The 23,249-nt window shown below is 38.6% G+C and carries 21 protein-coding genes; 2 read left to right on the top strand and 19 right to left on the bottom strand.

Annotation, left to right across the window (positions count from 1 at the left end; translation table 11 throughout):
* Positions 1-295: 295 nt before the first annotated feature.
* The 6 genes from hpf to fliW form a co-directional block, all read right to left on the bottom strand.
* Positions 296-823, bottom strand: coding sequence for a ribosome hibernation-promoting factor, HPF/YfiA family (gene hpf / locus G6W41_RS07870; RefSeq protein ID WP_004317788.1), 528 nt, complete (start codon positions 821-823; stop codon positions 296-298).
* An 80-nt stretch (positions 824-903) separates the two neighbouring features.
* Positions 904-1,347 carry a hypothetical protein gene (locus G6W41_RS07865; RefSeq protein ID WP_194171157.1) on the bottom strand — a complete coding sequence of 148 codons (444 nt, stop codon included), beginning with the start codon at positions 1,345-1,347 and terminating at the stop codon, positions 904-906.
* Entirely contained in the window at positions 1,347-2,276 is a 930-nt protein-coding gene (locus G6W41_RS07860) for a prepilin-type N-terminal cleavage/methylation domain-containing protein (RefSeq protein ID WP_103568604.1), read from the bottom strand. Before G6W41_RS07860 ends, G6W41_RS07865 begins: the two co-directional genes overlap by 1 nt.
* Positions 2,273-2,914: a type II secretion system protein gene (locus G6W41_RS07855; RefSeq protein WP_103568605.1), complete on the bottom strand. Its 642-nt coding sequence runs from the start codon at positions 2,912-2,914 to the stop codon at positions 2,273-2,275. The genes G6W41_RS07860 and G6W41_RS07855 overlap by 4 nt, the downstream gene beginning before the upstream one ends.
* Positions 2,908-7,272, bottom strand: a complete 4,365-nt coding sequence (locus tag G6W41_RS07850) for a hypothetical protein (protein ID WP_194171156.1) — start codon at positions 7,270-7,272, stop codon at positions 2,908-2,910. Before G6W41_RS07850 ends, G6W41_RS07855 begins: the two co-directional genes overlap by 7 nt.
* A gap of 53 nt (positions 7,273-7,325) precedes the next feature.
* Positions 7,326-7,712 carry a flagellar assembly protein FliW gene (gene fliW / locus G6W41_RS07845; protein ID WP_021087648.1) on the bottom strand — a complete coding sequence of 129 codons (387 nt, stop codon included), beginning with the start codon at positions 7,710-7,712 and terminating at the stop codon, positions 7,326-7,328.
* 112 nt (positions 7,713-7,824) lie between these two features.
* Here fliW and G6W41_RS07840 point away from each other — a divergent pair, with 112 nt between their 5' ends.
* Together G6W41_RS07840 and lon are read left to right on the top strand one after the other, a co-directional pair.
* Positions 7,825-8,472, top strand: coding sequence for an outer membrane protein assembly factor BamD (locus G6W41_RS07840; RefSeq protein WP_021084369.1), 648 nt, complete (start codon positions 7,825-7,827; stop codon positions 8,470-8,472).
* Between the two features lie 8 nt (positions 8,473-8,480).
* A complete protein-coding gene (gene lon / locus G6W41_RS07835; RefSeq protein WP_103570318.1) occupies positions 8,481-10,898 on the top strand; it encodes an endopeptidase La in 2,418 nt (805 codons plus the stop codon).
* 734 nt (positions 10,899-11,632) lie between these two features.
* Here the strand turns inward: lon and mrdA are convergent.
* The 13 genes from mrdA to G6W41_RS07770 form a co-directional block, all read right to left on the bottom strand.
* A complete protein-coding gene (gene mrdA / locus G6W41_RS07830; protein ID WP_194171155.1) occupies positions 11,633-13,453 on the bottom strand; it encodes a penicillin-binding protein 2 in 1,821 nt (606 codons plus the stop codon).
* Entirely contained in the window at positions 13,450-13,941 is a 492-nt protein-coding gene (locus G6W41_RS07825) for a hypothetical protein (protein ID WP_009294180.1), read from the bottom strand. The genes mrdA and G6W41_RS07825 overlap by 4 nt, the downstream gene beginning before the upstream one ends.
* Position 13,942: 1 nt before the next feature.
* Positions 13,943-14,554 carry a ribosome biogenesis GTP-binding protein YihA/YsxC gene (gene yihA / locus G6W41_RS07820; protein WP_194171154.1) on the bottom strand — a complete coding sequence of 204 codons (612 nt, stop codon included), beginning with the start codon at positions 14,552-14,554 and terminating at the stop codon, positions 13,943-13,945.
* Positions 14,551-15,027: a lipopolysaccharide transport periplasmic protein LptA gene (gene lptA / locus G6W41_RS07815; protein ID WP_194171153.1), complete on the bottom strand. Its 477-nt coding sequence runs from the start codon at positions 15,025-15,027 to the stop codon at positions 14,551-14,553. Before lptA ends, yihA begins: the two co-directional genes overlap by 4 nt.
* Positions 15,000-15,527 carry an LPS export ABC transporter periplasmic protein LptC gene (gene lptC, locus G6W41_RS07810; RefSeq protein ID WP_021086384.1) on the bottom strand — a complete coding sequence of 176 codons (528 nt, stop codon included), beginning with the start codon at positions 15,525-15,527 and terminating at the stop codon, positions 15,000-15,002. Before lptC ends, lptA begins: the two co-directional genes overlap by 28 nt.
* On the bottom strand, positions 15,518-16,006 hold the full coding sequence (locus G6W41_RS07805; protein ID WP_103642660.1) for a KdsC family phosphatase: 489 nt from the start codon (positions 16,004-16,006) through the stop codon (positions 15,518-15,520). Before G6W41_RS07805 ends, lptC begins: the two co-directional genes overlap by 10 nt.
* Positions 16,003-16,578: an imidazoleglycerol-phosphate dehydratase HisB gene (hisB, locus tag G6W41_RS07800; RefSeq protein WP_194171159.1), complete on the bottom strand. Its 576-nt coding sequence runs from the start codon at positions 16,576-16,578 to the stop codon at positions 16,003-16,005. Before hisB ends, G6W41_RS07805 begins: the two co-directional genes overlap by 4 nt.
* A gap of 15 nt (positions 16,579-16,593) precedes the next feature.
* Positions 16,594-17,454 carry a septal ring lytic transglycosylase RlpA family protein gene (locus tag G6W41_RS07795; RefSeq protein WP_009294185.1) on the bottom strand — a complete coding sequence of 287 codons (861 nt, stop codon included), beginning with the start codon at positions 17,452-17,454 and terminating at the stop codon, positions 16,594-16,596.
* Entirely contained in the window at positions 17,441-18,652 is a 1,212-nt protein-coding gene (locus G6W41_RS07790; protein WP_103617655.1) for a lytic transglycosylase domain-containing protein, read from the bottom strand. Before G6W41_RS07790 ends, G6W41_RS07795 begins: the two co-directional genes overlap by 14 nt.
* Positions 18,653-18,717: 65 nt before the next feature.
* Entirely contained in the window at positions 18,718-19,503 is a 786-nt protein-coding gene (locus G6W41_RS07785; RefSeq protein WP_194171152.1) for a TatD family hydrolase, read from the bottom strand.
* Positions 19,500-20,756 carry a diguanylate cyclase gene (locus G6W41_RS07780; RefSeq protein ID WP_194171151.1) on the bottom strand — a complete coding sequence of 419 codons (1,257 nt, stop codon included), beginning with the start codon at positions 20,754-20,756 and terminating at the stop codon, positions 19,500-19,502. Before G6W41_RS07780 ends, G6W41_RS07785 begins: the two co-directional genes overlap by 4 nt.
* A gap of 88 nt (positions 20,757-20,844) precedes the next feature.
* Positions 20,845-22,365: an AAA family ATPase gene (locus tag G6W41_RS07775; protein ID WP_194171150.1), complete on the bottom strand. Its 1,521-nt coding sequence runs from the start codon at positions 22,363-22,365 to the stop codon at positions 20,845-20,847.
* On the bottom strand, positions 22,358-23,233 hold the full coding sequence (locus G6W41_RS07770; protein ID WP_194171149.1) for an NAD(+) kinase: 876 nt from the start codon (positions 23,231-23,233) through the stop codon (positions 22,358-22,360). Before G6W41_RS07770 ends, G6W41_RS07775 begins: the two co-directional genes overlap by 8 nt.
* Positions 23,234-23,249 lie beyond the last annotated feature (16 nt).

Raw genomic sequence — 23,249 nt, 5'->3', positions numbered from 1 at the left:
AATTTATATAAGAAACATAATGCACTTAATAATATCTTTAAGATAAAAATTCAACTCATAGCTGAGATATCAAGTTTTTTATGATTATGCAAGAGTTTAAAAATTTTAATGTTAAATGTGTAAAAATGTAACAATATCTAAAAAATATTATTTAAGTTTTGATTGATATTTTTATAAGATAGCTTGACTTTATAAAAATATTACTTTAGCGGGATGACAAATTTATAAAAATTTTGAAGAGATAATGGTTAAGATAAATCATTAGCAAATTTAGGGGCAAAGCTGCCCCTATGTTTTAGTAAAGACCAAAAGTTCCGTCTGTTCTTTTGTAGATGACGCGCATTTTGGCATCGACATCGTTAAATACATAAAATTGTTTATCGCTTGATTTTAGTTTATCAAGTGCTTCTTCTACCTCAAGAGGTTTGTAAATTTCAAGCTCCATAGGCACGATCTCTTCGACACCTTCGATCTTTTCTTCGCCTATTCTAGAGCGAAATTCTTTATCATCAGCCTTACCTTTTACAGTAAATTTCTTATCGTGCTCTCTTCTTAAAACTTTTGAAGCCTTTTCGATAGCAAGATCGATCGCTGCATAGAGATCTTTATCTTTTTGGCGAACGACTATCGTGTCTTTATGTGCCATATTTAGAGAAAATTCTGCATTAAAGCCCTTTTTGCCTTGCTTTTCATCTGCTCCTACTACGCATCTTGCTGAGATGATGTCAAGGTTATACTTGCCAAGGGTGTCAAAAGCGTCTTGGATGTAGTTTTTGATAGGCTCTGTTAGCTCAAATTGTTTTCCTACAATGCTTATGTTCATCGCAATCTCCTTTATAGAAAGTAGGATGATTATAACACGACGAAACTAAAAGCAAATTAAAGTAAAATCTTTATAAAATTTTAAAGTTTCTGAAGAGTTCGTTTGTGAAAATTTATAGGATTTGAGGATTTTCCTGGTTTTGAGCTGACAAAGACATCAAGCATTATTGTGCCTTGATTTGCTCCAGTAGCAGCCACTGCGTCACCAGAGCAAATGCCCATATCGCCAAAGTATTTTACATATACTTTAAAGGTAAAGAGGTCGCCAAATTCGCCAGCTATCGGATTGTCTTCACTTGCATTTTTGCTTTGATTCCCTAGACAAGTGGTGCTAAAGTCATTGCTTATGATAGCTAGCATGGCGTATTCTGTCGCTGCGCGAGCTACTAGCTCGCTTTGCTCTCTTAGATAAATTTCACTATTTTGCTTAACTGAAGTGCTAGCGATCGAAAGAGCCAGCATACAAATAGAGCTTGCGATCACTACAAAAAATATCGCCGCAATGAGTGTAAAACCTCGCCTCATCAATAAACCGCCTTTGACTTACAGATGGTTATCTCTGAGTTTTTTGCCCTCATGCAAAGTTTTAGCACGATGACGCCATTTTTTTCTATAAATACAAATCTCGTAACATTTTTAGCAATGGTTGCCTTTTCGCCGTTTTTATAGCCCTGACCCATCCATGGACGATAGTCGTAGTATAAATTTAGATCAAAGACACCATTTGCAGTATCTTTTGGATCAGCGCTTTGCTCTGGCACTATGGCATTTGCTGTGTAGGCTAGATGATACTGCTCTGAAATTTGTTTGTTTGCAAATCCTGAAATTTCTAGAGTATCGCCATCAGTGCTTTTTACACCAACTTTTGCTATGTCTAAATTTAAAATACCTTGATACCCAAAAGAGTTTTGCACATCATAATAAACATCAGAAAATATCGCTACAACGCCACCATCTTTGTCTTTAAAATCAACACAAGTGGCATTTCTTGTGTCATCTTTGCAAGTTAGATCTTTTATGGTCTCAACAACTTCGGTAGAAAAATTACTTCCAGGACTTATAAGACCACTTGCTGGCGAGCTCTTAGCAAGATCCACATAGCCGCTATATCTGCCTGCTTTACTACTACCAGAAGGCACATCGTTAAAAATTTCATACGCATAAGGGATAAATTCTAAAATTTCATAGCCACTATTTAAATTTACCCTGCTATCATTTAGTGACAAAAACCCTCCACTAGGTTTTCTAGCGATCACACTTGGCTTTATGCGGTGCTCCAGCCTCTTTGAAATTTGCTCCAGCGCGATCTCCGTTTGCGTCTCGAGCTCATTTACCGTCCTTGTTTGAAAGTAGTTTGAGTAGATGTTCATCATTGCATTAAAGCTCATCATAGCGATGATGCCAAGGATGACTATGACGATTATAAGCTCAAGGAGCGTAAAGGCTCTTTTCATTTCCACACTTTCGTATTTAGCGAGCCACTCTCGCCTAGGTTAAAAGCGTAGGCTTTTAGCACTGATGTCGTCTCTTGTTTTGTGTCATTTTTATATGCAGTAGCAGTTACAATTATCTCTTTTACATCACTGCTTTTTAGTGGTAAATTTGGCTTAAAGTCTCCATTGCCATTTTTTATTGTAGCGTTATATTCTGAACCGACGATATAGTCTCTAGTTTGATTTGCCGTGTTTAAATTTTTATTTCTTTTGCTGTAATAATCTACCGACCTTATCGATGTATCAGGTGGCTCAAGGTCTGGTGAGTTTTCATAGGCAAAAACTCTGTGCCCATCGCCTGTTATTTTGTTTATCTTATAAAATTCATTTCTTTGATCACCTGGCTTTAAGATGATAGGAAAGAAGTAAGCTGTCTCAGCACTAGCACTAACGTTTGAGGCTTTTATGATCCTATTACTAAAAGGAGCTTTTAAAATAAGTCCTATATAAGTTTTAGCGTTCATCAAGCTCTCTTGTGTAATAGCCTTTTGATTTAGCTCGGATGTCGTTTTTAAAACCAGAGGTATTGAGATGCTAACGATCGCCACGACGATGATAGAGAGGATAAGCTCTATAAGAGAAAAACCTCTTTTTACCAAGAAATTCTCCTATTTGTCTTATCACTTAGATCGTTAAAGTTGTTTTCGCCACCTACAACATTTCCCACGTCGCCTTTATCTGAGCCACTTTTTAGCGTCTTGCCAGCCCAGTCGCCATTTGGCACGAGAAATCTCACATTAAAGTCGCTTGTCACTGTATTTTTATCAAATTCATTATATATTTGCCACTCTCTTGCACGCATTTTAACCACATCAGTGACTGCTTTTGGATTGCTTATAAAGATAGTTTGAACGCCGTCTTGAACTGCACTTACATCATTTCTTAAAATGGTTTCACTAATTTTATTTGTAAAACTAAAATCTGAAAATGCAAGCATACTTGCTCTATAGCGTGGATTAACAAACCAAAAAGGAGCCGATGGAAATTCTTGCCATGTCTCTCCAGTTGTTTGGTCTTTCATATATTCATTTTTGTCACATCCATTACAATAAGCTCCATAGTAAATTTTCGCTATAAATCCTAGATACGAACCCTCATAATATGGAGCATAGACCCTGCCATAGTAAAGTTTAGCAGATGTTTTTTCGCTAGGGCTTGGTTTTGTATATGGCGCACTGCCTAATTTTCCATCACTTATGCTTTTAAACCCAAAGTCATCACTTGAGACTGTGAAAGGATTTTTCGCAAGATTTACCTTTCTAGCAAAGTTAAAATAGACTTCAGCAGTCGCTTTACCATCTTTAAACGCACTCTTTTCAACGTAGAACATTCCTTTTGTCGCAGTTGGCCCAATGCGCTTTTTTGTCCTTGAAAAAGGTATTTGAAAGAAATAAATTTCATCATTTGCTTTTTCGAGCGTGCCAGCGTTTCCGTCATTATCTGTGTAGTTTAATGGCACTTGATCAAGTCCTATATCAAAACTAGTGACATTAGCATAGCATCCGTCTTTATAAAAAGTTGCAGTATCGCGGTTAAATAGTCTTGCTACAACGTCAAAAGTCACTTTCACCTTTTGATGATAACTACTATCGATATAGGTAACACTATTGCTTGGTATTATTTTTAGATTACTTATCTCAAGATCTTCTGGCTTAAATTGAAATAAAATATTATTTCCTTGTCTTATCGCCATATCGCAACCAACCCTACCTTCGTTATCTGGGTCTTTACTAGGGTCATTCTCGCTTGAGTCTCTCACGCAGTCATCTGCTCTTGGGCTGACGTGCTTATCATTTTTAGTATAGCTTGTATCTTTTATCTCAAAGTATGCGTTGCCTATATCAGAAAACGAAAATGGTTCTTCAGCCCCAGAAGAATTTAATCTAAAAATATTACCGATAGCTTTATTCTCTTTATCAAAGACAACTTTTAATCTATTGTCGCTCACTAACCCTGAAGCATCACAACCGACTAAATTCATAGGATGAAGACCGGCAACTTCATTTGAATTGCTTATGCCATCTATCGTATTTATATAGCCTTTTGCTATTACGTCATCACTTGTTAAAGCAGCGAGCTTGTAGTTTGTGTATGATTTTCCACCTACAAGGTCGAGATTTTTTCTTACAACAGCATTTAAATCTGTGTCATATACAGCAAAATAACTAGGTCTAACAGCAAAGTCATCTAAATTTTCGCAAGCTACGATCTTGGTCTGTGTCGCAGGAGTGGCTTGTGAGGCTCTGGTATGTGAAATTCTAAATTTAAGGCTCTTATATGCCTTATCTACCTTGATGCCCTCTAGTAAGACCTCGCTTTTTCCATTAAATTTTACATCATCTTTTTTATATAGGTTTTTATCTTCTCCTGTATATAAACTTGTATCATCATCGCAAGACTTAACTAGCTCTACCTTTACATCTCCGACCAAAGAATTTGGCTCTTTTTTGCTACCGTCTTCTCCGTAGTTTGTTATATATACATTAAAAGGCTTTCCTATTATTTGCGTAAGAAGCCTATTTTTATTTTTTCCGCTTCCATCGTCTTGATTAGTGCTTGGTAAAAAATTATTTGGTTCGTCTTCTTCCATTTTTATATTGTATGAATAAGGATCGCATTTTTTTATATACGTGTCATAAGGCTTTAATTGTATAGTGCTATTTTCGATTGTAGCTTTGTAGCTATTTTCTGCAAATTTAGAATCAAGTTTCGTATCAAAAACCATATAAGAAAAATTGCTAAAATTTGCATTTAGAGAACCGCCTACGCCTGTAGCTGCATTTGCGCCATGTCCGACAAAAAATGTTAAAGCATTATTACTCATCCTTTGCAAGCCAGTATTGTCGCTAATGATCCTCCCATAATATGGATCACTCTCAGAAAAAGAAGAATTTGCAGTAATCTTTATCGCTGCTGATGAGTTTTCAACATATGTCTGACTTGGATCTATTTTTACTTTTAAAGCAATATTTTGAGCCAACTCATTTGTAGGATTAGTTAGCTTTAAGATAGTTCTTAAAGTAGTGCCTTTTGGCAAATTTGTGCTGATAGATGAGTTTTTTACCAGTGGTGTAAAGCTTGCTTCATTTGGCTTTTTATAGCTAATATCTTCCATATAACATAAACTTGGTCTATACACGCGAGTAGAAAAAGCCACAAGAGCTAAATTTATAGGCTCACTATTTACTCCACCATAGTTATTTTCGGCAACTGTAAATTTCATATTAACTTTTCTTAGTTCCGGATACATAAAATTTGATACATTAAAGACATCTAGGTCTAGCTGATTATTATAAATTCTCTCAGGGTTCATCAGTTTGTCAAATTTTGTAAAAGACGAGTTAAATTGATTATTTATCGGGCTTTTTACATTATATACCGTATCGCTATTGCCATTATTATCAAAAGGCAAATACGGTTTTTGTATCTGTATCTTTTCTCCATCTACTTCACGCTTAGAACCAAGGGCAAAAACTGTCAGTGATGCATCCATACTTCCACTTCTTGGCATATAAATATCATCAAAACTTATATCATAACTATTAGTATGAATAGTCGGAGAGCTATTTTCTTTTATCGGCTCTGGTGCCAACATCTTAAGACCATCATATATAGTTATCATCTTTGGTTCTATGTTATTTTCTATGGCAGTTTCATCATCAAAATCATATATGATAAGCAAAGTCCAACCAGCATATTGTGAAGGAGAGTATTGATCCCAGTAGCCGTTGTCATTTTCCCCAAGAAAGTATGAAAGCACACCTTTTCTACACCAATTTAAATCTCGAATCTCACCAAAGCGGTTATATACATATGGATCATTTATATCTATAAAATCACAAGTCCCATCAACAGAAGTAGCTCTTATATTTCCAGCTGCAAATGTCCTACTTTCATTTGATTCACCAAAACTCTCTTTTACCTCTTTCGTCACATCTGCACTCGCTGTATAAAGATAAGTTATACCAGCTTTAATCGGTGTCCATTGGTGACCAATATTAGGAACCCACGACGCATCCATTAAAGCATCATACGACATTGACTTTGGACGATACTCACTAAAAGAACCAAACCATCTTACATCTTCTGGTTTAGCATCTATCGTTATTACTTGCGATTTACCAGGGACTTTAAAATCTATCTGTGAGTAGCCTTTTAAAAATTTCATCGCATTTGAATAAAAATTTATACCACTATTTGCTGTATCGTAAGGAACAGTCCAGTTTTGTGTTATAGCTCCAGCCCAATAAAGCCTAGCATATACTATGTTTTTGCCTGTTAGGTGGTTTTGAATATGGCTAACTTTTTCACTAAAATCAAAAGTGGATTGCTCTGAATTTTGACAATAAGAAGGATCGTTTGGATAATATTTAAAATAAGTTTGGCAAATTTTAGAGCTATTTGCAGGGAAATTTGCATTATTTATGAAAGTTTTATTTACAAGACCAGATGCAGCTCCGCCACTAAAGCTGTATCCTTTATTATAAGGTGATTCATTTGGTAGCATGATCGTTGCACCAATAACAGCCATATCTCCATTTACCCTAGTGATATTTTTGCCATCTATCTTTCTTATAGTAATACCATCTTTGGCATTATTATCTAACGCTCCTACTAAAGGTTCCGCATCTATCAATGGCTTTCCTTGACTATCATAGCCTGTTACAAACGAATAAAGATAGTATCCATCATTTGCAGTGCCACCATTATTAGCATCGTCACCAGAGAAACTTGTCGTATACATGCTCCATGTTCTATCAAGTTTTTTTATACAATGTGGGATATTTTTAGAAGAGCCAGAGTTATCTTTTTCGTCATCTATCATACATTTATAGCTTATATTTCCACGTGGAGGGAGGTTGCAACCGAAAGAAATTTTTTCACTTGGTGTGCACTCTCTAACTGCAGAAAAACTAAATGTAACAACAAAACAGAGTAGATATACTATCCTACGCAAGAAAATGCCCTCCTTATAACAATAACAAATCAATCATTGATTTTATAGATGTTTTACTGCTTTTGTATGAAATTTTCTATCATTTCAGCTTGTCCGTATTGTGGATATTTTGTAACGTCAAGCACTACTTGAGATAAAGTCATATTGTCCATATTGCAAACGATAGGAGCCACGAAATTCACGGTTGATTTCTCAAGTGGAAGGGCAACTACGATGATGTTGTAAATTCTAAGTTGTGAGCTCTCTTTAATGTCCATAAGCTCTTCGTAGTAGCTTGGGATGTCAAATTCATAACTTCTTAACGCGAAAGGATTTATCATTGTAAAAGATGTTTCGTCATCTTTACTTGCTAACTTAACAAAAAATTTATCGAGCTCAATAAGTTCCATCGTCTTGATATGCTCGAAGCCTAAAATAGGGCTTTTAACACTAAAAATCATACTAACTCCTGTTTTGTAAAATTGCCTTATTTTAGCATAGTTTTAAAAAATTTATACAAAAATAATGCCAAAAAATGTAAAATAAGCGAATTTAAAATTTTTAAGGAAAAGCATGAAAAAATTTTCTAAATTTCTAGCAGTCGTAGCTCTTTTAGGGCTTTTTAGTGGTTGTGCTGAAAAATACACCGAACTTTACAATCTAACTCCAGACGAGTGGTACGCTCAAGTCATCGCTGACATAAAAGATGGTGATCTGGAGTCAGCTGACAAACACTACGTTTCAATGGCTAGCGAGCACGTTGCAAGCCCACTTTTGGAGCAAATTTTACTCATCCTTGCTCAAGCTCACGCAAATGACGAAGAGTATCTCATGGCAAATCACTATCTTGATGAATACATCAAAAGATACGGCGATAACGGCCCAAAAACAGAATTTGCCCAGTATCTAAAGATAAAAGCAAATTTTGACTCATTTACCCAGCCAAACCGCAACCAAAAGCTAATGGAGGATAGCGTAACTGAGATCGAGAAATTTCTTTATATGTATCCAAACACAGAGTATAAGCCGCTTATCGAGACCATGCTTATCAAATTTAAACTTGCTCTTTACTTCTTAGATATGCAAATAGCAGATCTTTACAAGAGAACTGGCCGTGACGTTTCGGCTAAAATTTACGAGCAAAAGCTAGAAGAGTCGCCGTTTAAAAACTCAGACCTTATCAAACCTGACGTGGCATGGTATAGAAAACTGTTTGAATAGGAGAAATTTTGCAAATAAACGAAAACAAAGGCTTCCCAACTGAGATCCCTATCATAGTTGAAGACGAGCTATTTTTATATCCATTTATGATAACGCCGCTTTTTTTAAGCGACGAAGAAAATTTAAAAGCGCTTGAGCTTGCCATACAAGGAGAGACACCGATCCTTGTCGTGCCTACAAAGCCCCAGCAAGACGGCGCTAGAGACTTTGACGGCATATATGACGCAGGCGTGATCGGCACGATAATGCGCCGTGTGCCGCTACCTGATGGACGCGTAAAAGTGCTATTTCAGGGCATAGACAAAGGTAAAATTTTAAAACAATCAGGTATAAACCCACTCCGCGGCATCGTCGATATGCTCCACGTAAAGCGCCCATCACAGGTCAAAACTGACGCACTCATCGTAGTTTTACGAGAAAAAGTAAGAGAGCTTTCGCAGTTTAGCCACTTTTTCCCGCCCGATCTTTTAAAAACGATCGAAGAGAGTGCTGAAGCGATCAGAGTTTGCGACCTAGTCTCAAGCGCGCTTCGCCTAAAAAAACAGATCGCTTATAGCTTTTTTGTCGAAGAAAATTTAGAGCAGCGCCTACTAAAGCTCATCGACTACGTCATCGAAGAGATCGAGGCAAACAAGCTTCAAAAAGAGATCAAAAATAAGGTTCACTCAAAGATCGACAAGACGAACAAAGAGTACTTTTTAAAAGAGCAGCTAAAGCAAATTCAAGCTGAGCTTGGAGCGGACACGAGCCGTGAAGAGGAGCTTGAGGAGTACCGCAAAAAGCTTGATGCGAAGAAGAAATTTATGGCTGAGGATGCCTATAAAGAGATCAAAAAACAAATAGACAAACTCTCTCGCATGCACCCAGACTCAGCCGACGCGAACACCTTGCAAAGCTACCTTGACTGGGTACTTGAAATTCCATTTGAAAATGTAGCTAAGAAAAAGTCATCTATCGCCGAAGTAAGCAAGCACCTAAATGCCGACCATTACAGCTTAGAGAAGCCAAAAGAGCGCATAGAGGAGTATTTTGCATTGCGTGAGCTTTTGGAGCTTAGAGGTGTGGGCGAAAAGGTAAATAACGGCGCCATTTTATGCTTTGCAGGACCTCCAGGCGTGGGTAAAACAAGCCTTGCAAACTCGATCGCAAAGGCGCTAAAGCGTGAGCTAGTCAGGATCGCACTTGGCGGACTTGAGGACGTAAACGAGCTAAGAGGCCACCGCCGCACCTATATAGGCGCTATGCCAGGTCGCATCGTGCAAGGGCTCATAGAAGCCAAGCAGATGAATCCAGTGGTTGTCTTAGATGAGATCGACAAGGTTGGCAGAAGCTACAGAGGCGACCCGACCGCGGTTTTACTTGAAATTTTAGACCCAGAGCAAAATAACAAATTTAGAGACTACTACCTAAATTTCAACATCGATCTTAGCAAGATCATCTTCATCGCCACAGCAAATGACGTGAGCATGATACCAGCCGCACTTCGCGACAGGATGGAGTTTATCGAGCTTAGCTCATACACCCCACAAGAGAAATTTGAGATCGCTAAAAAATATCTCTTGCCTCAAGAGCTTAAAAAGCACGGACTAAAACCAAGCGATGTGAGCATCAGCAAAGAGGCACTTGAGCTAATAATTAGCGACTACACAAGAGAGAGTGGCGTGCGAAATTTACGCCGCAGGATCGCTGATATACTAAGAAAAGTCGCCAAAAATATCCTAACCAAAAAGAATGAAGGCAAGATCAGCGTCACGGCTAAAAATTTAAAAGAGTTTTTAGAGAAAAAGGTCTATGAGATCGAGCCAGCGGATAAAAAAGATCAGATCGGCTTGGTAAATGGCCTTGCGTGGACGAGTGTCGGTGGCGACGTGCTAAGGATCGAGGCTATCAGGATCCAAGGCAAAGGCAACATGCAGATCACCGGCCAGCTAGGCGACGTGATGAAAGAGAGCGCTCAGATCGCATTTAGCGTCGTAAAAGTGCTGATAGATAACAAAAAGCTAAAAGTGCCGATGGCTATCGTGCCAAAACTAGATGATGACAAGCACAAGCTAGAAGCCAGCGATGTTTATAGACGCTACGACCTTCACTTACACGTGCCAGAGGGCGCGGTGCCAAAAGACGGTCCAAGCGCTGGTATCACAATGGCGACAGCGATCGCATCGATACTAACTGACACAAAGGTCAAACACGACATCGCAATGACAGGCGAGATCACGCTAACTGGCAGAGTTTTACCTATCGGTGGGCTAAAAGAGAAGCTCATCGCCGCTCACAAGGCTGGCATCAAAACAGCTCTAATACCTCGTAAAAACTATGACCGCGACCTTGTCGATATCCCAGCCGAGGTAAAAGCTGATATGAAGATCATCGCCGTAGACACGATCGATGATGTGCTAAAAAACGCTCTTGTAGCTAAAAAATAATCTCTACTCTAGCCCCATTTTGTCTCACTCGGGGCTAGAGAAATTTATAAATTTTTACGATCCTAAAATCCAAATAAAAAGCCATATAGCGCATAGAAGTAATTAATAAATTCAACAATATAACACGAAAATTTCTAGTAAATTTTAAAATTTCATGAGCGAGTAATTTCGGCTCTAAAATTTGAGCTAAGCTGTAAGCGAAACCAAATTTTAGTAGTCAATTCTTGGGAGAGAATGAAATTTTAAAATTTGTAAAATAGCTTGATTAAATTTGTAAATTTCTTTTTATTCAAAAGGGAGACAAGGGGACTTGAATTACGAAGCCGTCCCCTTATCCCCCTTTTTAAATCCCTCCTCTGCTCGCAGTTACGAGACGAAGTTGAAGTAAAAACCCCTCGCACGTTCAAAGTGCATGCGATAGCACTATCGTGCCACATGCGGCTAAAAAGTCTAGCAAATTTTAAATTTTCATGAACGAGTAATTTTAGCTCTTATTTTAGTGGTAGGCTATGCAAGACCTAAAATCAGTAGTCAATTCTTGGGAGAGAATGAAAATTTAAAATTTGCAAACTTTATATTTTTTGTTAAAAAAGGATAAAAAACTTGAATTATATTCTGTTTGTAGTTTGCAAAGCAAAATCCAAAAAAGAATATACTCAGCAAATTCCTCGTAAATTTAGAATTTATTTCGGCTCTAATTTTACATATAAGCTTCAAATATATACTTAAAAATTCTACTTCTTCTCTTTCTCAGTCTGGACTTTATCTAGCTTTATATATCCCATTTCAACTAGCTTGTTATAAATTTGAGAGATTTTTGGTCCAGCAGCGCTACCACCGTGACCGCCGTGTTCGACAACCATCGTTATGACGTATTGTGGGTCTTCAAAAGGTGCATAGGTCGTCATCCACGCGTGAGATCTTTGCAGATACGCCATATCCTCCTCTTTCATACGTTTCTTTTCAGTTTGCGAGATGCCAACGACCTGAGCTGTTCCAGTCTTTGCCGCAACCTTTACAAGACTTCCAACAAAGTGCCTATTTGCCGTACCTCTTGGGTGATTTGCCACCTCATACATCGCATGCCTAATGGCAGGTAGCTGCGACTTCTCAAACGGCGTAAAAGCATCATCTGTTGGCGTAAAATCAACATCCTTGCCATCTATGCTCTTTAAAAAATGTGGCGTCACATTTAGCCCAGTGGCAAGCCCGGCCGTGTATTTAGCCACCTGCATAGGCGTGACTAGAAAATTTCCCTGTCCGATAGAGGTGATGAGCGTCTCGCCTTGAAACCACGCCTTGCCATACTTCCTCATCTTCCACTCCCTGCTTGGCAGCGTCCCCACAAATTCATTTGGCAAATCAACCTCCGTTTTTCTACCAAAGCCCATACGCTCAAGGATCGGCACAATGGCGTCTATACCGATCTTTTGACTACCCTTGTAAAAATAGTCATCGCAGCTCTCTCTAATAGCTGTGTTCATATTAACCGTGCCATGACCATGCGAGTTCCAGCAGCGAAATTTACGCCCTCCAAGCTCATACGAGCCACTACAAAAAAAGCTATCATATTTGCTCATGCCATTGTCCAAAAAGGCAAGCGCCATACCCATTTTTACGACAGATCCTGGCGGATAAAGACCGTTTATCAGCTTATTTGTAAATGGGTGATCGACGTTTTTTACAAGCTCCTCCCACTCAGCCTGAGAAATTCCAAGCACAAACGGATTTAGATCATACTCGGGAAAGCTTCCTGCTGCGATTATAGCGCCATCTTTTAGGCTCATAACTATGACGCTTCCCGCGTCCTTACCAAAGACGTCAGCGACGAACTGCTGCAGCTCAAGATCGACGGCGAGCTTTATATTTTGACTTTGTGGCGCTTGATAGCTCACCTGCTCGATCTCCTCATTTAGCGCATTTACCTTGATCTTTTTAAAGCCTTGAATTCCTTGCAAAATAGGATTATAAAAGCGCTCGACACCGCTTCTGCCGATGTAGTTTGTGAGCTTTGTTAATGGGTCGTTATCCATATCTTTTTGATTTGCCCTACCGACGTAGCCGATGATGTGAGAAGCTAGGTCATTGTATGGATAGTGGCGTTTTGATGCGGGTCTTATCTCTAAATTTTCACGCAGAGAAAGGGGTGCAAAAAATGGTAAAAATTTATCATAATCAACAAATTCGACCACGTTTATGAAGTCTTGGTTGTAGGCTGAGTCGTTTTTGATATATTCATTTTTAAGCTTCGTGACGTTTAGATCACCAAATAACGAGCCGATATAGGCTAGCTCATCGTCTAAAATTTTCACCTTTTTGTTTGCGCTAAGGTGCGGCTTTACATAGATAGAAAAGCCAAGACGATTGACCGCCATAGGCTTGTCGTGTGCATCAAAGATGATGCCTCTAACTGGCGGGATGTAGATAGTTTTTATCGCATTTTGCTCGGCGATCTCGTTGTAATAAGTGTTTGAATTTACACTTAGGTGGTAAATCCGTCCCAAAAGCATGATCCAAAAAAGAGCGATCACGCCAAAAATGATACGCATCCTCATAGCACTTTGTCCCTAAATAGCACGATAGCAAGCACACTTTCAAGCGCTATAAAAAATAGATACTCTGCGCTAAAAGTCAAATTTGGCTCGTTTAAAACGTAGGCAAAAAGGTTATTTACAAGAAAAGTGAGCACATAACCAGAGGCGACAAAGATGATGAGCAGGCAGTTTCGCCACTTCATAGTCGTGTAGAGCCAGTCTAGCACGAAGTTGTAAAATAGCAAAAACGCAATGATCGTTGAAAAGAGATAAAAGCCATGAATTTGCTCAGCAAAGACCAGAAAAACGAGTGAAAAATACCATGAGGGCTTAAACTCATCATACTGCTTTTGCTTTCTTGAATACTCCAAAATCATATATGTAAAAAAAATGCCAATAAGTGGTGGTAAGAAGCCAAACTGCGTAGTTGCGATCTCGTAAGAGAGCAAAAAAATGGCCCACCAAAAGCCTTTAAAAATTTTAATATCTAAGCTGCTTATGGTTTGCATTTTACCTACCAAGAGCGTGGTTTATGATAGCTTCCCGTGCCCTGTCGATGCCGCTTTTACTGAGTGTCGAGACCAAAATGCCACTTGGGTCAAATTTCGTTATCGCACTCTTTTGGCTTTGATTTAGCTTGTCGCTTTTTGTGTATAAATTTAAGATTTTCTGATCAGCCCTTAAAAAGCTTTTTAGGTAAGAGTCCACATTCACGTCGATGTCTAAGTCAAAATGCCTAGCATCGATTAGATGTATAAAAAGTCTGATGTCGCTTCTAAATTTCAAAAATTCATCTAAATTTTTGCGCCACTCGTCGTGTTTTGACTTTGCCACTTTTGCGTAGCCAAAGCCTGGTAGATCAACCAAGATGAGTTTAAATTTCTCTTTTTCACTCTCTTCTTTTTCCTCACAAAACTCAGCCTCAAAGAAATTTATAAGCTGCGTTTTGCCAGGAGTCGATGAGCTTTTGGCTAAATTTTTTTGATTGACAAGTGCGTTTATGAGGCTACTTTTACCTACATTTGACCTACCCAAAAAGACCACCTCGCTTGTCACAAAGCTTGGAGCCTCTTTTATGCTTGGGCTTGATGTGATAAATTTAGCGCTCAAAGCTCTTATCACTTGGTTTTATCCTCAATCTGAAAGATAAATTTAACCGGCTTTTTCTCGTCGCTATTTACGCTATATGTGCCATCTTTTTGATTGACCACGATCTTGTCGCCGTAGACATTTTTATCAGTCTCTACCTCGTGCAAGTAGCCATTGCCAGTTACTGTGTATGTCTGCTTTGCTGGCTCGTATGTGAGCGTATCGCCCTTGCCATCATAGTGTTTATCTTTCATAAAAATTTTAGCTCTAGCGTTGCCTGTGGCTACATATTTTACTGGCTGGCGCTTTTTATCAAAATAAACAACGACTTTGTTTGCCTTTAGCTCATCGTATGAGCCTTTTTTGATATTTACATTGCCTACAAACTCGCTGATCTGCTTGTTTTCGTCAGCAAAAAAATCATTTGATGTGATCTCAACTTGCTCTGCATTTAAAAATGTAAAGCCCAAAATCATCGCTAAAATCGCTGCTTTTCTTCTACCCATGCCCTTAACCCTTTTATCTGCGTTTGTTTTTTACCAAGATCGTAGCTTCCGCTATCGCCTAGTGCTTTGTCGCCATTTCTAGTGATGGTGAAATTTGCTTCTGATCTTACTATTTTTGTCTTTGTGTTGTATATAACTTCATCGCTTTTAAATTTCAAACTATCGTTGTTTTCATAGTTTGCATTTTTTTGAAAGATTATCTCATCGTTTTGCGAGATAGCCTTGTCTGAGCTTAGAAAATGTCTTAAATTTCCCCTTAAAATTCTCGCTTTAAAGTCTAAAAATTCATCCCTGTCGCTATATCTGTTTAGCTCGTCACTCTCATAAACTCCGCTTATCTTGGTCGAGTTTATCTCGTAATCAACCACGTCATTTACCTGCATATTTGATATCTTTGTATCAACCTTTAGAACGTTTGCTAGGTACGGGTCTTGAGCCGCTAAAAATATCATCACAGCACTAAAAATAGCCACGACGAAGTAGAAAATTTTTACAACCAACGCTTAGACCACTCGTCATATAAATTTTCTGATTTTATGATCATCTCGATCATCTCTCTAACAGCGCCATTGCCACCTTTGTGCTTTAGCTTTGTCTTTACGTCAAGCTCTTTAATGGCATCTTTTGGCTTAAAGCTCCATGCAACTGCGTCTAAAATTTTATAGTCGTTGTAGTCATCGCCGATAGCTGCTGCGTTTTTAAAGCTAAGCCCTTCAAATTTTAGTATCTCGCTTGCCACTTCAAATTTATCGCCAACGCCTTGATAGACGTGGTTTATCTTTAGATCCTCAGCCCTTCGCTCAACGATAGCTGACTTTCTGCCAGTGATGATAGCCACTTTCTTGCTAAGCTTTAGCCAGCTCTCTATCGCGTAGCCATCTTTTACATCAAAAAATTTAAGCTCTTCGCCGTTTGCATTGTAGATGATCTTGCCATCAGTGAGGCACCCATCAACGTCTAAAAATATAATTTCTATCATAAAACGCCCTTAGTGCTTGGAGTGCCGATCCTTGCGTTTTTAGCAAGCGCTCTGCGGAGTGCTACGGCAAATGATTTAAATGTTGCTTCGATGATGTGATGAGTATTTTTGCCACGAATTTGATTTAGATGAAGGGTGATGGCTGAATTTGTAGCAACAGCTCTAAAAAACTCTTCCACAAGCTCAGTGTCAAACTCACCAACCTTAGCATTTTCATTAAAATTTTCATATACAAGGTAAGCTCTGTTGCTAAGATCTAGCGCGCAAAAAACAGCCGCCTCATCCATAACAACGCTCGCCTCGCCAAACCTCTCAACACTACTTAATGGATATAAAGCCTCTTTTAAAAGCTGCCCCAAAACTATGCCTACATCCTCGACGCTGTGGTGAAAATCCACATGCGTGTCGCCCTTGCATGAAATTTCAAGATCGAGCAAAGAGTGCTTTGTAAATGCCTCAAGCATATGGTCAAAAAAGCCAATGCCTGTGCTTATCTTTGCGACCCCAGAGCCATAAATTTTGAGCTTCATCGAGATTTGCGTCTCTTTTGTATTTCTAGTTAGTTCTAAAATTTCCTCTCTCACGCCCTAACCTCTTACTATAAATGCGCCTTGGAATTTGCCGCTTCTTGCGTAATCCCTAGCCTCGTCCTCGCTTCTAAAGCCATTTAAAAATACCCTATAAATGGTTGAGCCATCTATCGTAAATGTCTTAACGACTGATCTATAACCGTCTATGCTTTTGTGCTCTCTTTGGTATCTGTTTGCGCCTTCAAGGTTTTTAAACGAGCCAATTTGTACCATAAAATCTCCACCCACAACGCGTTGCTCTGATGAGATCACGATGCCGCCAACTGGGGCCGTTGGAGAGACTGGGTTTGGCACTTTTATGCCAGTGCTTGTTGGTTTTGTTGGTTGCGCGCTAGCGGTTGTAACAGCGTTAATGTCTTCATTAAAGCCGATAACCTCCATACTAACTGGAGCTGTGCCAGTGCCGATGACATCAAGCTTCATCGCAGCTGCTTTTGAAAGGTCAAGCACCCTGTCAGCCACAAAAGGTCCTCTGTCATTTACACGCACGATAACACTTTTTTGATTTCTTAAATTTGTTACTTTAAGTATTGTATTCATCGGCAAAGTCTTATGCGCCGCAGTCATGTTGTACATATTATAAACTTCGCCATTTGAGGTCGTTTTGCCGTGAAAATTTGGACCATACCAGCTTGCCGTTCCGCTGGCTTTATCGCCGACACTTACGACGGTTGGATAGTATGTTTTGCCATTTATGGTGTATGGTCTCATTGTTGCTTTTTGAACTGAGGCGGAGTTGTTACCTCTTACATTAGTTGGGCCACTTGGAGTAAATGGAGCCCCGCTCCAAGAACAGCCAGTGATTAGAAGTGTAAAACTTAGTCCTAAGTAGAAATTTAGGCTCTTACGGTATGACAATATTTGCTCCGACATTTAAATTTGAACTAGCCAAAGAATTTGCATCTTTTATATCTTTTTCACTTACATTAAATTTCTTTGATAAAGATGCGATCGTATCGCCTGTTTGAACTACGTAGTTGTGAGATTTGTTTTGAGTAGAAAAAGGGATTATTAGTTTTTGATTATAGCTTACTGCGTTTGTGCTAAGCTCGTTGTAGTCCTTGATCGCTCTGTGGCTAACGCCAGTTTTTTTAGAGATAGAAAGTAGCGTCTCACCCTTTTTAACTGTGTAGGCATAGAAGTTGTTTTTGCCATTAAATGGTTTGAAATTTTCAGAGAAAAGCTGCTTTTTATTCTCAGGAATGTAGACGTAGTAGTCTTTTAGCGTTGGCGGAGTAAATACAAATTTTAAATGTGGGTTGTTGCTTTTCATCTTTTTTGTGCTAAGACCGATGCTATCGCCTATCTGAGCTAAATTTGTACCACCTGGCACTTTTACTTTCGTAAGTCTTAATCCGCCATTTATATTTAGTAAAGATGACTCTTTAGATATCAAAAAGTCCGCATCTTTTGCTATATATGCCGCTCTTAAAATTTTAATGATGAAATTTCTAGTCTCAGCTGGGAGGTATTTTTTCTCAGCATCAAGAAGCGTTACAAGATCGTCTGTACCAGCTTTTTGTATAGCTTTTTTTAATGCGCCATCGCCGCAGTTATATGCCATTGCCGCCAGGTACCACTTGCCAAATTGATTTTTAAGTGATCTTAGATAGTTTGTAGCTGCGACAGTTGATTCAACTGGATCTTTTCTCTCATCGGTGTATTGCCCTACTTTTAGACCGTGAATTTTAGCTGTTTGCTCCATAAACTGCCACATACCAGTAGCTTTAGCATTTGAGACAGTGTGATTTGAAAAGCCTGACTCTATCATCGCTAGATAGAAAAACGACTCAGGCACGCCTGATTTTTTGATCTGCTCTTTTATCATTGGTATATACATATAGCCATTTTTCAAGGCATCTGTAAATGTTCTTACTTGTGAGTTTTGTATGCCTTGTCTCATCTTTGCATAGTGAGAAGTTTTCATAAAGCTAGCATCGATGTCTAGCTCTTTTAAAATTTTAACCTGAGTGTCGTATGAGCTCTTCTCAGGGGCGTTTGCTAGTAGCAAGGTGCTACATGCAAATAATAAAAATATCTTAAGCATTGCTTTCATTTCTATCCTTTTTCGTGTCAAAGCTTAATGATGCTAGCATCTTAAGCAAGCACAATGCCCAAAATTTAGGCAAAGCACTTAAATAACCTTTTGGCATTATCTGAAGTCGTTTTACAAACTACTTCAAATTCAAGGTTTAAAATTTCAGCTATCTTTTTAGCAACAAATGTCGTAAACGCCGGCTCATTTCTCTTGCCACGATTTGGTTCTGGCGTGAGATAAGGGGCGTCAGTCTCTATCAATACCCTATCAAAAGGAATTTTTGGCAAAATTTCAACTAAATTCTTAGCGTTTTTAAATGTCAAAACGCCACCTATGCCAAAGTAAAAATTCCCAAATTTGCAAAGCTCCAAAAGAAGTGGCGAGGCATTATAACAATGCAAAACCGCTCCAGCTTCAAGCTTTGGCGCATACTCTTTTAAGATGTTAAAAGAGTCCTCATTAGCCTCTCTAATGTGGAGGATAACGGGTTTTTTTAACTCAACAGCCAAATCTAGTTGAGCTAGAAAAACACGTTTTTGATCAGCTTTTTCTCTTGGCTTTTCTTCTTCATCTTTTGGCAAGCGGTAGTAGTCAAGCCCGCATTCACCGATAGCCACGCACTTTTTGTCTTTGGCAAATTCTCTTAAAGTCTCTATATTAAAATTCTCTTTATCATAGGGATGAACCCCAACGGCAAAGAAAATATCATTTTTTTCGTGCGCTATTTTAGCCGCTTTTGGTAAATCATTAATATCAGCTCCAGGGATAATAAAGCCTTTTAGCCCTAAATTTCTGGCTTCAGATAAAATTTGCTCTAGGTCAAAATCATAAACTTTACTATCCAAATGGCAATGCGTATCTATAATCATAAAGCTATTTCTACCCTATTTCTACCATTTTCTTTTGCGACATAAAGCGCTGAGTCGCAAGCTTCAAGCATATCATCTATCTCGCAGTGACCTTTTCCAAAAGATATGCCGATAGAGACGGTCACTCTTACGATCTTATCTTTTATGATTACCTCATTTTCAGCCACTTTTGCTCTTAAATTTACAAAAAATTTAATCGCCTCTTCTCTTTCTATCTTTTTAAGAACGACACAAAACTCCTCGCCACCAAACCTAGCGACCACATCTCTTCCTTTTGTGTTGTCAGTTAGTATCTTTGCGAGTGATTTTAGTATCTTGTCACCACCATCATGTCCGTATGTGTCATTTATCTTTTTAAAGTGATCTATATCAAGCATAGCAAATGCATAAGGCTCATCAAGCTCTTCAGCTGCTTGGATGTACTCTTCTATATCTTGATAGAAAAATCTTCTATTGTAAGCGCCAGTTAAAAAGTCGCGGTTGGCAAAATTCGCTATCTTATTTATGTTTTCCATCGCCTCAATGGTGTTATTTACACGGCAAATGAGCTCTTCTTTTGAAAATGGCTTTGCTATAAAGTCGCTAGCTCCATTTTTTAAAAATATCGAAGCATCAGTCTTTTCGCTAGGTGAGGTCATCACGATCACGCCAAGGTGGTTTTTATCTTTCTCTTTTCTAACCTCTTTTAAGACTTCTAAGCCATCTTTGACAGGCATTCTATAGTCAGTTATGATTAAATTTATATCAGGATTATCTGCAAAATAGCTCATCGCCTCTTCTCCGTGAGCTGCTGCTAAAACCTTAAACTGAAGGCTAGTTAAGATTTTTTTTATCATATTTCTAAAAGGCAGTGAGTCCTCAACAACTAGAACTTTGTATTGTCTATTTTTGCTTAGTCTGTTTATCATTTGAAAGATGTAGTTGATATCATCCATGTTGCCCTTATAGACGTAATCAACTATGTCTTTGTTTATAAAAAATTCTTTCGTCTTATCATCGATGCTACCAGTTAAAACGATAGCACAGAGCCCTTGAGCAAGGACATAATCAACGATCTCACCATTTGGTGCGTCAGGTAAATTTAGATCCAAGATAGTCATAAAATAATCTTTGCCGTGCTCGCTAATTAGCATCTGAGCTTCGGCAAAATCGTACGCAACGTCGATCGCCATATCCTCAATGCTCTTTTCCATCTGCATGACGATTAGCTTAGCAAGTGCCTTATTATCATCAACTACTAGAATTCTTTCCATATTATTCCTGTGATTTTTTATTAAATTAGCTCGGATTTTAACAAATAAACCTAATCACAAAGCTTAAATTTAAAACTTAAATTTCAAGCTATTTTAAAAGTCCTTTTGCAAAATTTATCGCCTCTTCGCTGATATGCTCGCCACTTATCATACGCGCAAGCTCATTTACACGCTCCTCTTTGTCAAGCTCTCTTACGACTGAGCTCTCGCCGTGGCGCTCTACTAAAAAGTGCGAATTTGCCTTTGAACTAAGCTGCGGCTGGTGCGAAATGGCAAAAATTTGATAAAAATTTGCAAGCTTAAGCAAGACATTTGCGATACTCATCGCCTCTTTTCCACTTAAATTTGCATCTATTTCGTCTAAAATGATGACATCTCCGCCAGTTTTCGTGATCTCACTAGAAGCAGCTATAAAAGCCAGCCTTAAGCGGTTTAGCTCGCCTGAGCTTAAATTTTTAAGCGAGGTCTCGTTTAAATTTAGACAAATTTCATCAACTCCCAAGATATCAAGCTTTTTAGCCTCAATACTCAGCGTAATATCTGGCATATAAAGCTCTTTTAGGTATAAATTTATCATCGCCTCAAGCTCTTTTAAATTTACGCTCCTTGCCTTGCTTAAAGTGCCAGCCAGCTCATTTGCCTTTTTGCTTAAAATTTCAAATTTCTTCTCAAGCTCGCTCTTTTCAAAGCTTAAATTTTCATATCTAGCAAGCTCTTTTTCCTTTTTATCAAGCGCTTCTAACGCCTCCTCTTCGCTGCCATAGCGCCTGATGATGGCATTAAGAGCTTCTATCCTATCAAGCACGCTCTCCACGTCGATATCGTCAAGCTCCTCCATATTTAGGCTATCTCTTGCGACCCTTAGCTCGTTCATCGCATCTTCAAAAAAGCCGTTGTCAAGGTCGCTGATGCTTAGCGCCTCATTTACGCTGTGCTCTAGCTCAAATATCCGCTCAGCTCTAGCCCACGCCTCATTTATCTTATCTTTTTTACTAAGCCTTTTTTTAGTCTCCATAAGCTCTTCAAACTCGCCTTTTTTAGGCCCCACACTTCTTATCTTCTCGATCTCAAAGCTGGCAAGCTCCTTTAGCTCCTCGACCTTTTTCTCTTCCTCTTTTATAGTGGCCAGCTCTTTTGAAATTTTAGAAAATTCTAAAAATGCCTCTTCAAATTCTTGTTTTAACTCTTTAAATTTCTCATTTTTTGAAATTTCAAGCCTATCAAGCAAATTTAGAAATTTCTCATTTTCAAATTCATTTGCCTCTTTTGCCGAGAGATATTTGATGTGCTCACGCGCCACTTGGGCTAAATTTTTCTTTGAGATGGCTTGTTGGTTTATAAAATACCTCGTGCTCTTATCTTTTAAAAGCTTGAAAATATTGACCTCTTCGTTTTCTATGCCAAACTCATCAAGTTCAAATTTATGCTCCACGTCAGCTTCTATCAGCCTTGCCTCGCTATCTTTTAGCCCAAAAACAGCCATTATCGCGCTCATCAGCACCGACTTGCCAGCGCCACTAACGCCCGTAAATACGCTAAGACCCTCTTTGAAATTTAGCTCGACATTTTTAAAATTTAGATAATCCTTAATCAAAATTCGATCAATCATTATAACCCCAGTGAAGTTTCTCTTTTAAAATTTGAAAATAATCCCTACCAATATGACGTATCAGCCTAGCTTTTTTCTCGCTCAGACTCATGCTAACGGCTGAAATTTTACTCATATCAAAGCGGTCTTGTCCGTCTATTACTAAAATGGCGTCGCTATTTGTTCTAAATTTGACCGTGTGATTTTTAGTAAGCACGACTGGACGCTGCGTGAGCGAGTGCGAGCAAATGGGAGTTAGCGCAAAGACCTCGCTTAGTGGATAGATGATAGGACCATTTGCGCTCATATTATATGCCGTTGTTCCAGCAGGAGTTGCCACTATGACGCCGTCACCAAAATATGAGTTAAAATATTTTTCATTTAAAAGTGCCTCTATATGCGTCATCGAGCCGCCATTTTTACTAACGATGACCGCGTCGTTAAATGCTATCTTTTGCTCAGTTTTGCCATCATTTTTATGAAGCGTAACATCAAGCATAAAAGGCGTTTCTACCTCAAATTTATCATCAAAAAAGTCTTTAAAAAACTTCTCACTCTCATTTATCGTGATATCTGTCAAAAAGCCGAGCCTGCCAGCGTGTATGCCAAGGATTAGTGGCGAGACGTGAGCTAGCTTTCTGCAGGTTGAGATGATCGTGCCATCGCCGCCAAGCGTGATAAGAAATTCGCACTCTTTGGCTAGTTTTATCAGCTCAAAGCCACTTTTTTCTACCTGTTTTGCACAGCTTTTTTCAAGCAAAATTTCTGCGTTATACTTTTTTAAAATTTTTTCTAGCTTTGCTAAATCCTGCTTAAATAATGGATAATCTTTCGCGATAAGTCCCACTTTTTTGGCGTTTGTGGTATTAAATTTTTGTTCATTTTTCATAGAAATGATTGTAACA

Source organism: Campylobacter concisus (assembly GCF_015230035.1).
Classification (GTDB): Bacteria; Campylobacterota; Campylobacteria; order Campylobacterales; family Campylobacteraceae; genus Campylobacter_A; species Campylobacter_A concisus_BK.
The sequence above is the reverse complement of the archived record's forward strand: the minus strand, read 5'-3'. Positions and strand labels throughout refer to the sequence as shown.

Coding starts and splice junctions, on each gene's coding strand:
- hpf (WP_004317788.1), bottom strand. CDS start 823: ATGAACATAAGCATTGTAGGAAAACAATTTGAGCTAACAGAGCCTATC.
- G6W41_RS07865 (WP_194171157.1), bottom strand. CDS start 1,347: ATGAGGCGAGGTTTTACACTCATTGCGGCGATATTTTTTGTAGTGATC.
- G6W41_RS07860 (WP_103568604.1), bottom strand. CDS start 2,276: ATGAAAAGAGCCTTTACGCTCCTTGAGCTTATAATCGTCATAGTCATC.
- fliW (WP_021087648.1), bottom strand. CDS start 7,712: ATGATTTTTAGTGTTAAAAGCCCTATTTTAGGCTTCGAGCATATCAAG.
- G6W41_RS07840 (WP_021084369.1), top strand. CDS start 7,825: ATGAAAAAATTTTCTAAATTTCTAGCAGTCGTAGCTCTTTTAGGGCTT.
- mrdA (WP_194171155.1), bottom strand. CDS start 13,453: ATGAGGATGCGTATCATTTTTGGCGTGATCGCTCTTTTTTGGATCATG.
- G6W41_RS07825 (WP_009294180.1), bottom strand. CDS start 13,941: ATGCAAACCATAAGCAGCTTAGATATTAAAATTTTTAAAGGCTTTTGG.
- lptA (WP_194171153.1), bottom strand. CDS start 15,027: ATGGGTAGAAGAAAAGCAGCGATTTTAGCGATGATTTTGGGCTTTACA.
- G6W41_RS07805 (WP_103642660.1), bottom strand. CDS start 16,006: ATGATAGAAATTATATTTTTAGACGTTGATGGGTGCCTCACTGATGGC.
- G6W41_RS07790 (WP_103617655.1), bottom strand. CDS start 18,652: ATGAAAGCAATGCTTAAGATATTTTTATTATTTGCATGTAGCACCTTG.
- G6W41_RS07785 (WP_194171152.1), bottom strand. CDS start 19,503: ATGATTATAGATACGCATTGCCATTTGGATAGTAAAGTTTATGATTTT.
- G6W41_RS07780 (WP_194171151.1), bottom strand. CDS start 20,756: ATGGAAAGAATTCTAGTAGTTGATGATAATAAGGCACTTGCTAAGCTA.
- G6W41_RS07775 (WP_194171150.1), bottom strand. CDS start 22,365: ATGATTGATCGAATTTTGATTAAGGATTATCTAAATTTTAAAAATGTC.
- G6W41_RS07770 (WP_194171149.1), bottom strand. CDS start 23,233: ATGAAAAATGAACAAAAATTTAATACCACAAACGCCAAAAAAGTGGGA.